Genomic DNA, 8,066 nt, shown 5'->3' on the forward strand with positions numbered 1-8,066 from the left:
ACCCAGCACAATGAACAGGAGTCACCGCACTATGAGCCGCGCCCCAGACACATGGATTCTGACCGCCGACTGCCCAAGCGTCCTCGGCACCGTGGACGCGGTGACCCGCTTTCTGTTCGAGCAGGGCTGCTACGTCACCGAGCACCATTCCTTCGATGACCGGCTTTCAGGCCGTTTCTTCATTCGCGTGGAATTCCGCCAGCCCGACGGCTTCGACGAACAAGCCTTCCGCGCAGGCCTCGAAGAACGTGGTCAAGCGTTCGGCATGATCTTCGAACTGACCGCGCCGAACTACCGGCCGAAAGTGGTGATCATGGTCTCCAAGGCCGATCACTGCCTCAACGATTTGCTCTACCGCCAGCGCATCGGCCAGTTGTCGATGGACGTGGCCGCCGTGGTCTCCAACCACCCCGACCTCAAGCCGTTGGCCGACTGGCACCAGATTCCGTACTACCATTTCCCGCTCGACCCGAACGACAAACCGTCGCAAGAGCGCCAGGTGTTGCAGGTGATCGAAGAGTCCGGTGCCGAACTGGTGATTCTTGCGCGTTACATGCAGGTGTTGTCGCCGGAGCTGTGCCGCAAACTCGACGGCAAGGCGATCAACATCCATCACTCCCTGTTGCCCGGTTTCAAGGGCGCCAAGCCTTATCACCAGGCCTACAACAAGGGCGTGAAACTGGTCGGCGCCACGGCGCACTACATCAACAACGACCTGGACGAAGGTCCGATCATCGCCCAAGGCGTAGAGGTCGTGGACCACAGTCATTACCCGGAAGATCTGATCGCCAAGGGGCGGGATATCGAGGGGCTGACGTTGGCGCGGGCCGTGGGTTATCACATTGAGCGGCGAGTGTTTTTGAACGCCAACAGAACCGTCGTTCTTTAGGTCGTCATCGCTAGCAGGCTAGCTCCCACAGGGTTTTGGGTTGTTCACAAATCCTGTGCTCACCCGAATCACTGTGGGAGCTAGCCTGCTAGCGATGAGGCCATAACAAACAACACAAGACACACAGGCAATAACCCGAGCAATCAACGCGCCGCCGCAGTCTGGCGACGCGACCGCTACATAAAAACAACAGCGAGGTGAAAGCATGTCTGGCAATCGTGGTGTGGTGTATCTCGGCGCTGGCAAAGTCGAAGTACAGAATATCGAATATCCGAAAATGCAGGACCCGCGTGGCAGGAAGATCAATCACGCTGTCATCCTGCGCGTGGTTTCCACCAACATCTGTGGTTCGGACCAGCACATGGTGCGCGGTCGTACCACCGCTCAAACCGGCCTGGTGCTGGGCCACGAAATCACCGGTGAAGTGATCGAGAAGGGCAGCGACGTCGAGAACCTGCAGATCGGCGACCTGGTATCCGTTCCGTTCAATGTGGCTTGCGGGCGCTGCCGTTCCTGCAAGGAAATGCACACTGGTGTCTGCCTCAGCGTTAACCCGGCGCGTCCCGGCGGCGCTTACGGTTACGTCGACATGGGCGACTGGACCGGCGGCCAGGCTGAATACGCGATGGTGCCGTACGCCGACTTCAACCTGCTGAAGCTGCCGGATCGCGATCGCGCGATGGAAAAAATCCGCGACCTGACCTGCCTCTCCGACATCCTGCCCACCGGTTATCACGGCGCAGTGACGGCTGGCGTTGGCCCAGGCAGCACCGTGTACATCGCAGGCGCCGGTCCGGTCGGCCTGGCTGCTGCCGCTTCCGCTCGCCTGTTGGGCGCAGCGGTGGTGATCATCGGTGACGTCAACACCGTCCGCCTGGCCCACGCCAAGGCGCAGGGTTTCGAAATCGCCGACCTGTCCCTGGACACCCCGCTGCACGAACAGATCGCTGCACTGCTGGGCGAGCCAGAAGTGGATTGCGCAGTCGACGCCGTAGGCTTCGAAGCGCGCGGCCATGGCCATGACGGCGTGAAACACGAGGCTCCGGCCACCGTGCTCAACTCGCTGATGGGCGTAGTGCGGGTTGCCGGCAAAATCGGTATTCCGGGCCTGTACGTGACCGAAGATCCAGGTGCTGTGGATGCCGCCGCAAAAATGGGCAGCCTGAGCATCCGCTTCGGCCTGGGCTGGGCCAAATCCCACAGCTTCCACACTGGCCAGACGCCAGTGATGAAGTACAACCGCCAGCTGATGCAGGCGATCATGTGGGACCGCATCAACATCGCCGAAGTGGTGGGTGTTCAGGTGATCAGCCTGGATCAGGCACCGCAAGGCTATGGCGAGTTCGATGCGGGCGTGCCGAAGAAGTTTGTGATTGATCCGCATAAGTTGTTTAGTGCGGCGTAAGTTGCACCCATAAAAAAGAGCAACCTGTCGGGTTGCTCTTTTTTTTAATCAAATTGACTACTTGAATGCGCACTTGGCGGCGTCACCGTCAGTGACAGCACAATCATCGCCTTTCCAATTGCTTCCAGTGCCTAGAACCGGAGTACCGGCCCTGAAACCGGCTGAGGCCCCAAGATCTTCTTTTCCTTCATATCGGCAGATGACAACAGAATTAGCACTGCTTCCGTCTTTAATACGTGCAGAGGTGAATGTCAGGTCTTCGGCAGCTTGAGAATGGGTAACCGAGAGAGTCGGACAAGTTGCGGCGAAAGTGGAACTTGCCATAGCCATGTAAACCAGGGCGCCGGTAACAATTTTTAGCTTCATCGTTTGTACTCCATTACTTGATATGAGTTCAGATATTCCTTTCTCTTGGTTTTGTTTGCAACTGTCATAAATGACAGTTTTTTAGCGTCGTTAGTTATAGTTTTTTGCTAGCTTATATGAAAATACACTAACAAAAAAGGATTGTCAGGGAAGCTGAGGGCTACAGTGATGCCGCCCTTTTTATTCTTTCAATGGCGCTTTTTATTTGCCCATGGAAAATGAACAGTCACGGAGAGATTTCGTACAGTGATTTGATTCCCACGATTGAGAGCCTGGTTTCCAATTTTTAACGTTGTAGAGCACCAACGCGATGTTTTTATAACGACAGCTCAATTGGCTGACGCTGATAGGGCCGGTTTCATCTTCGTCTTCGGTGATGTACGTGGCACTTTCAAAGACGGTTGTATTTTCATCGATACTCGTCAGCGTCGGATTGTCGCCTTTCCAAACCCGGCCTAATTCATCCAATGCCACAAAACCTTCGTCCGACTTTTTAATCTTGGAAACCTCAGGGCACGTATCAGCCTGAGCCATACTTGAAATGCCAGCAATGGCGAGAACAACGGCAATCGTATTTGTCCGCACGGTGTAGTCCTTTACATTGGATGTGGTGCCATGCTGCGCGGGCGAAGGTTGTATGGCTACTGTCAGTTCTGACAGCTGGCAATCCCAATTTGAAATAAACCATCGTATGTTTATACGTGAAAGGCTTAAAAAAATGCCTGCTGCGGCAAGGAACATGCCCAGCAAACCCCGGTCAAACCGGCAGTTTCCCCGCCTCCTCACCGGCGGTTTTCATGGCGCAAGAGGATGTCTCGATGAAGATTTCAAGCGGTTTTGCACTGGCTTCGCTGATGAGCCTCGCGGCGAGCCCGGTCTTCGCCGGGTTCAGCCTGGACGATGTGACCAAAGCGGCCTCGAGCATGCAAGGCGGTAATGCGGCCGCAGCGGCGGCGCCGACTTCAGAAACGGCCGGGTTGTTGAGCGCGCTCAGCCAGTTGAACGTGACGCCACAACAAGCCGTCGGCGGAACAGGGGCGATGCTGGGGCTCGCAAAAAATCAATTGAGCTCGACCGATTATTCGGAACTGACCAAAAGCGTTCCCGGGATCGACAAGCTGTCCGGCGGCGGCGAGCTGGGTGCCCTTGCGGGCTTGCTCGGGTCTTCCGGCAAGGCCGCAGGTCTGGACAATGCCTTGGGTGCTGTGAAGAACACCAACGATCTGAACAATGCTTTCAGCGCATTGGGCATGGACAGCGGCATGATCGGCCAGTTTGCCCCGGTGCTTTTGCAATACCTCGGTCAGCAAGGTGTTGGCGGTTCGCTGCTGGAAAGCCTGGGCGGGATCTGGGGCGCCGGCTCCGGCAGTTGATCTAGCGATGCCCGGCGCGTAACGCGTCGATGCGCTGATCCTTTTCGATCCAGAGCTGGTTGACCCAGTTCTGAATCGTTTCGCGAAACACCGGATCGTTCTCGTAATCGCCTTGCCACAGCGCCGGGTCAAGTTCACGGGTCTTGATATCGATGATGACCCTCGGCACGTTGCCGCTGATCAAGTCCCAGAATCCCGGAATCTGCTGCTGCGGATACACCACCGTTACATCGAGCACGGCGTCCAGCTGTTCGCCCATCGCTGCCAATACAAACGCCACGCCGCCGGCCTTGGGCTTGAGCAGGTGCGTGAACGGTGACTGCTGTTGAGCGCTTTTCGCCGCGGTGTATCGGGTGCCTTCCAGGTAGTTGACCACGGTCACCGGCTGACGCTTGTACAACTCGCACGCCGCTTTGGTGATCTCCAGATCCTTGCCGGCCAGCTCAGGGTGCTTCGCCAGAAATGCCTTGGTGTAGCGCTTCATGAACGGATAGTCCAAGGCCCACCACGCCAGGCCCAGGAACGGCACCCAGATCAGTTCTTTCTTGAGGAAGAACTTGAAGAACGGCGTGCGGCGATTCAGGGTCTGGATCAGTGCCGGGATATCGACCCAGGATTGATGGTTGCTGATCACCAGGTACGAGGTGTCGCGGCGCAGGTCATCGCCGCCGCGGATGTCCCATTGCGTTGGGATGCACAGCTTGAAAATCAGCTTGTCGATTTCGGCCCAGGTCTCGGCGATCCACATCACCGCCCACGAGGCGTAGTCGCGAAAGCGCCCGGGCAGGATCAGTTTGAGCAGGGCAAACACCATCAGCGGCCCGAACAGGACCAAAGTGTTGAGCAACAGCAGCAGGGTAACGAAACAGCCGGTGAGCAGGCGGCGCATAAGTAACTCTTGAAAGCATTTGGGCGCGCAATGATAAGCAGCTTCGGGCGGCAGGCCAAATCGGTGGTGACGAATGTTTCACCTTTACATCGTTATGCTTGCAGCCTGCTGAGTTCCCTGTGGCGAGGGAGCTTGCTCCCGCCGGGCTGCGAAGCGGCCCTAAAACCATACGACGCGGTGTTTCTGTTACACCGTATGAGCCGGTTTAGGTCTGCTGCGCAGCCGAGCGGGAGCAAGCTCCCTCGCCACAAAGGCATGTGGTCGTCCAACTATCGTTGTTGTTTGCGGTCTAGAATTCGGCCACTGCGCCCCAATTCCCAAAGGATGCCCCTTACGTGAAATCCCTCCTTGCACTGCTTTCCCTCGTGGCCCTGCCGGTCCTGGCCGCCGAGCCGACGCTGTACGGGCGTTACGAATACATCGCGCTGCCGGAAATCGGTGGCGAAGTCCTTAAAGCTAAAATGGACACCGGCGCTTTGACGGCGTCGCTGTCGGCCAAGGACATCGAAACCTTCACCCGTGACGGCGACGAGTGGGTGCGTTTCCGCCTCGCCACCAAAGACGCGAGCAACAAGGTCTACGAGCACAAGGTCGCGCGGATCAGCAAGATCAAGGCCCGCTCTGAAGAAGACGATGATGACAAGGAAGCCATCGAGCCCACCAAGCGTCCGGTGGTCGATCTGGAATTGTGCCTGGGTAACGTCAAGCGCACCGTCGAGGTCAACCTCACCGACCGCAGCAGCTTCAATTACCCGTTGTTGATCGGTGCCAAGGCCTTGCGTGAATTCGGCGCAGCGGTAAACCCGGCCCGACGTTTCACCGCCGACAAGCCGGACTGCTGATTGACGGAATGTGAGGCTTGGGGCACCGTTCGCCCACTTAACTGCCGGGCTCGGACGCCATGCCTCATATCCTGATTGTCGAAGACGAAGCGGCGATTGCCGACACCCTGATATTCGCGTTGCAGGGCGAGGGGTTCACCACCACCTGGTTGAGCCTCGGCGCGGCGGCGCTGCAACATCAGCGCCAGACCCCGGCCGACCTGATCATTCTCGACATCGGCCTGCCGGACATCAGCGGCTTCGAGACCTGCAAGCAACTGCGGCGTTTCAGCGAAGTGCCGGTGATCTTCCTCAGCGCCCGTGATGCGGAAATCGACCGCGTGGTGGGTTTGGAAATCGGCGCCGACGACTACGTGGTCAAGCCGTTCAGCCCCCGGGAAGTCGCGGCGCGGGTCCGGGCGATTCTCAAGCGCATGGCGCCGCGACCGGTGCCCGAAGTCTCATCGACGCTATTTCGGATCGACAGCGAACGCGTGCAGATCAGCTATCGCAATCACCCATTGAGCCTCACCCGCCACGAATTCCGTCTGCTGCAATGCCTGCTGGAACAACCCGAACGGGTCTTCAGTCGCGAGCAATTGCTCGATGCGCTGGGAGTCGCCGCCGATGCCGGTTACGAGCGCAGCATCGACAGCCACATCAAAAGCGTGCGCGCCAAACTGCGCCTGGTGAAAGCCGACGCCGAACCGATCCAGACCCATCGCGGCCTCGGCTACAGCTACAGCCCGGGGCACAGCTGATGCCATTAGGGATCCGGATTTTTCTGGTCTACGTGCTGTTCATCGGCCTGACCGGTTACTTCGTGCTCAACACCGTGATGGAAGAAATCCGCCCCGGGGTGCGTCAGTCCACTGAAGAAACGCTGGTGGACACCGCCAACCTGATGGCCGAGATCCTGCGCGACGACTTCAAGGCTGGCACCCTCAATCAGAACCGCTGGCCCGAACTGCTCAAGGCCTACGGCGAACGGCAGCCGAACGCAAGCATCTGGGGCTTGCCGAAGAACCAGGTCAACCACCGCATCTACGTCACTGACGCCAAAGGCACCGTGGTGCTGGACTCCAGTGGTGCAGCGGTGGGACAGGACTACTCGCGCTGGAACGACGTCTACCTGACGTTGCGTGGTGAATACGGCGCACGTTCAACCCGCAGCGATCCGAACGATGCGAACTCCTCAGTGATGCACGTCGGCGCGCCGATTCGCGACAACGGCCAGATTATCGGCGTGGTCACCGTGGCCAAGCCCAACAGTTCGTTGCAGCCTTACGTTGATCGCACCGAACGTCGATTGCTCGCCTATGGCGCGGGGCTGATCGGCCTGGGTCTGCTGTTCGGCGCGCTGTTGTCGTGGTGGTTGAGCGCGGCGCTGCGACGGTTGACGGCCTATGCGCAGGCGGTGAGTGAAGGGCGGCGCGTCGAGGTGCCGCATTATCGCGGCGGGGAGCTGGAGCAACTGGCGACGGCGGTGGAGCAGATGCGCACGCAGCTGGAAGGCAAAGCCTACGTCGAGCGTTATGTGCACACGTTGACCCATGAATTGAAGAGCCCGCTGGCGGCGATTCGTGGTGCGGCGGAATTGCTGCAAGGTGAGATGCCGTTGGCTCAGCAGCAGCGTTTCGTCAGCAACATCGACAGCGAAAGTGTGCGGATGCAGCAGTTGATTGAGCGGCTGCTGAACCTGGCCCAGGTTGAACAGCGCCAAGGGTTGGAAGAGCGGGTGGCGGTGCCATTGGCGGGTTTGGTGGACGAGTTGCTCAACGCCCAGGCTGCGCGGATCGAAGGCAAGAAGTTGCGCGTGGAGCAGCGGATTGCGCCGGACATGAATCTGCATGGCGAGCCGTTTCTGTTGCGCCAGGCGTTGGGGAATCTGCTGGAGAATGCCTTGGATTTCACGCCTGCCAACGGTGTGCTGCGGTTCAGCGCCGAGCGTGTCGGGGAGCAGGTCGAGTTCAGGCTGTTCAACCAGGCTGAGGCGATTCCCGACTATGCGTTGCCGCGTTTGAGTGAGCGCTTCTACTCGCTGCCGCGCCCGGACAGCGGGCGCAAAAGCACAGGGCTGGGGCTTAACTTTGTTGAAGAGGTGGTCAAGTTGCATGGTGGAGCGGTGAGCATCGGTAATGTCGACGACGGCGTAGAGGTCAAGTTGTGTATGCCTGCTTGAAACCACCCCTCACTGTAGAGACCGGTACATCCTTTACACTTTTGACCGGGTACATCGTTTACACATTTAACAGGCTTGATACGCGTTTGGCACCGCGTTCAAGCCTGCCTAAAGGGAAAGAGCAAAGGTACAACTCCCACA

Annotated in this window: 9 protein-coding genes; 6 read left to right on the forward strand and 3 right to left on the reverse strand. The window is 58.4% G+C overall.

Annotation, left to right across the window (positions count from 1 at the left end; translation table 11 throughout):
• Nucleotides 1–31: 31 nt before the first annotated feature.
• On the forward strand, nt 32–889 hold the full coding sequence (purU, locus tag ACRC4F_RS09170; RefSeq protein WP_438659008.1) for a formyltetrahydrofolate deformylase: 858 nt from the start codon (nt 32–34) through the stop codon (nt 887–889).
• Nucleotides 890–1,094: 205 nt separating this feature from the next.
• On the forward strand, nt 1,095–2,294 hold the full coding sequence (gene fdhA, locus ACRC4F_RS09175; protein ID WP_059407445.1) for a formaldehyde dehydrogenase, glutathione-independent: 1,200 nt from the start codon (nt 1,095–1,097) through the stop codon (nt 2,292–2,294).
• Nucleotides 2,295–2,351: 57 nt separating this feature from the next.
• On the opposite strand, the gene ACRC4F_RS09180 is transcribed toward fdhA, so the two are convergent.
• Nucleotides 2,352–2,660, reverse strand: a complete 309-nt coding sequence (locus tag ACRC4F_RS09180; protein WP_438659009.1) for a hypothetical protein — start codon at nt 2,658–2,660, stop codon at nt 2,352–2,354.
• A 201-nt stretch (nt 2,661–2,861) separates the two neighbouring features.
• Entirely contained in the window at nt 2,862–3,401 is a 540-nt protein-coding gene (locus ACRC4F_RS09185) for a hypothetical protein (protein WP_438659010.1), read from the reverse strand.
• Nucleotides 3,402–3,478: 77 nt separating this feature from the next.
• Here ACRC4F_RS09185 and ACRC4F_RS09190 point away from each other — a divergent pair, with 77 nt between their 5' ends.
• Entirely contained in the window at nt 3,479–4,033 is a 555-nt protein-coding gene (locus ACRC4F_RS09190; protein ID WP_438659011.1) for a DUF2780 domain-containing protein, read from the forward strand.
• A gap of 1 nt (nt 4,034) precedes the next feature.
• On the opposite strand, the gene ACRC4F_RS09195 is transcribed toward ACRC4F_RS09190, so the two are convergent.
• Complete coding sequence (locus ACRC4F_RS09195; protein WP_438659012.1) at nt 4,035–4,922, reverse strand: acyltransferase; 888 nt, start codon at nt 4,920–4,922, stop codon at nt 4,035–4,037.
• Between the two features lie 335 nt (nt 4,923–5,257).
• Between ACRC4F_RS09195 and ACRC4F_RS09200 the strand changes: the two genes are divergently transcribed.
• The 3 genes from ACRC4F_RS09200 to creC are packed head-to-tail and all read left to right on the forward strand — an operon-like array spanning nt 5,258 to nt 7,925.
• Nucleotides 5,258–5,764, forward strand: coding sequence for a retropepsin-like aspartic peptidase RloA2 (locus ACRC4F_RS09200; protein WP_438659013.1), 507 nt, complete (start codon nt 5,258–5,260; stop codon nt 5,762–5,764).
• A 59-nt stretch (nt 5,765–5,823) separates the two neighbouring features.
• A complete protein-coding gene (gene creB, locus ACRC4F_RS09205; protein WP_438659014.1) occupies nt 5,824–6,504 on the forward strand; it encodes a two-component system response regulator CreB in 681 nt (226 codons plus the stop codon).
• Complete coding sequence (gene creC / locus ACRC4F_RS09210; protein ID WP_438659015.1) at nt 6,504–7,925, forward strand: two-component system sensor histidine kinase CreC; 1,422 nt, start codon at nt 6,504–6,506, stop codon at nt 7,923–7,925. Before creB ends, creC begins: the two co-directional genes overlap by 1 nt.
• Nucleotides 7,926–8,066: the final 141 nt, after the last annotated feature.

Source organism: Pseudomonas sp., assembly GCF_051660785.1.
Taxonomy (GTDB): Bacteria; Pseudomonadota; Gammaproteobacteria; order Pseudomonadales; family Pseudomonadaceae; genus Aquipseudomonas.

What these genes read in the sequence shown, in the direction of transcription:
- purU (WP_438659008.1), top strand. Translation starts at nt 32, where the DNA reads ATGAGCCGCGCCCCAGACACATGGATTCTGACCGCCGACTGCCCAAGC.
- fdhA (WP_059407445.1), top strand. Translation starts at nt 1,095, where the DNA reads ATGTCTGGCAATCGTGGTGTGGTGTATCTCGGCGCTGGCAAAGTCGAA.
- ACRC4F_RS09180 (WP_438659009.1), bottom strand. Translation starts at nt 2,660, where the DNA reads ATGAAGCTAAAAATTGTTACCGGCGCCCTGGTTTACATGGCTATGGCA.
- ACRC4F_RS09185 (WP_438659010.1), bottom strand. Translation starts at nt 3,401, where the DNA reads ATGTTCCTTGCCGCAGCAGGCATTTTTTTAAGCCTTTCACGTATAAAC.
- ACRC4F_RS09190 (WP_438659011.1), top strand. Translation starts at nt 3,479, where the DNA reads ATGAAGATTTCAAGCGGTTTTGCACTGGCTTCGCTGATGAGCCTCGCG.
- ACRC4F_RS09195 (WP_438659012.1), bottom strand. Translation starts at nt 4,922, where the DNA reads ATGCGCCGCCTGCTCACCGGCTGTTTCGTTACCCTGCTGCTGTTGCTC.
- creB (WP_438659014.1), top strand. Translation starts at nt 5,824, where the DNA reads ATGCCTCATATCCTGATTGTCGAAGACGAAGCGGCGATTGCCGACACC.
- creC (WP_438659015.1), top strand. Translation starts at nt 6,504, where the DNA reads ATGCCATTAGGGATCCGGATTTTTCTGGTCTACGTGCTGTTCATCGGC.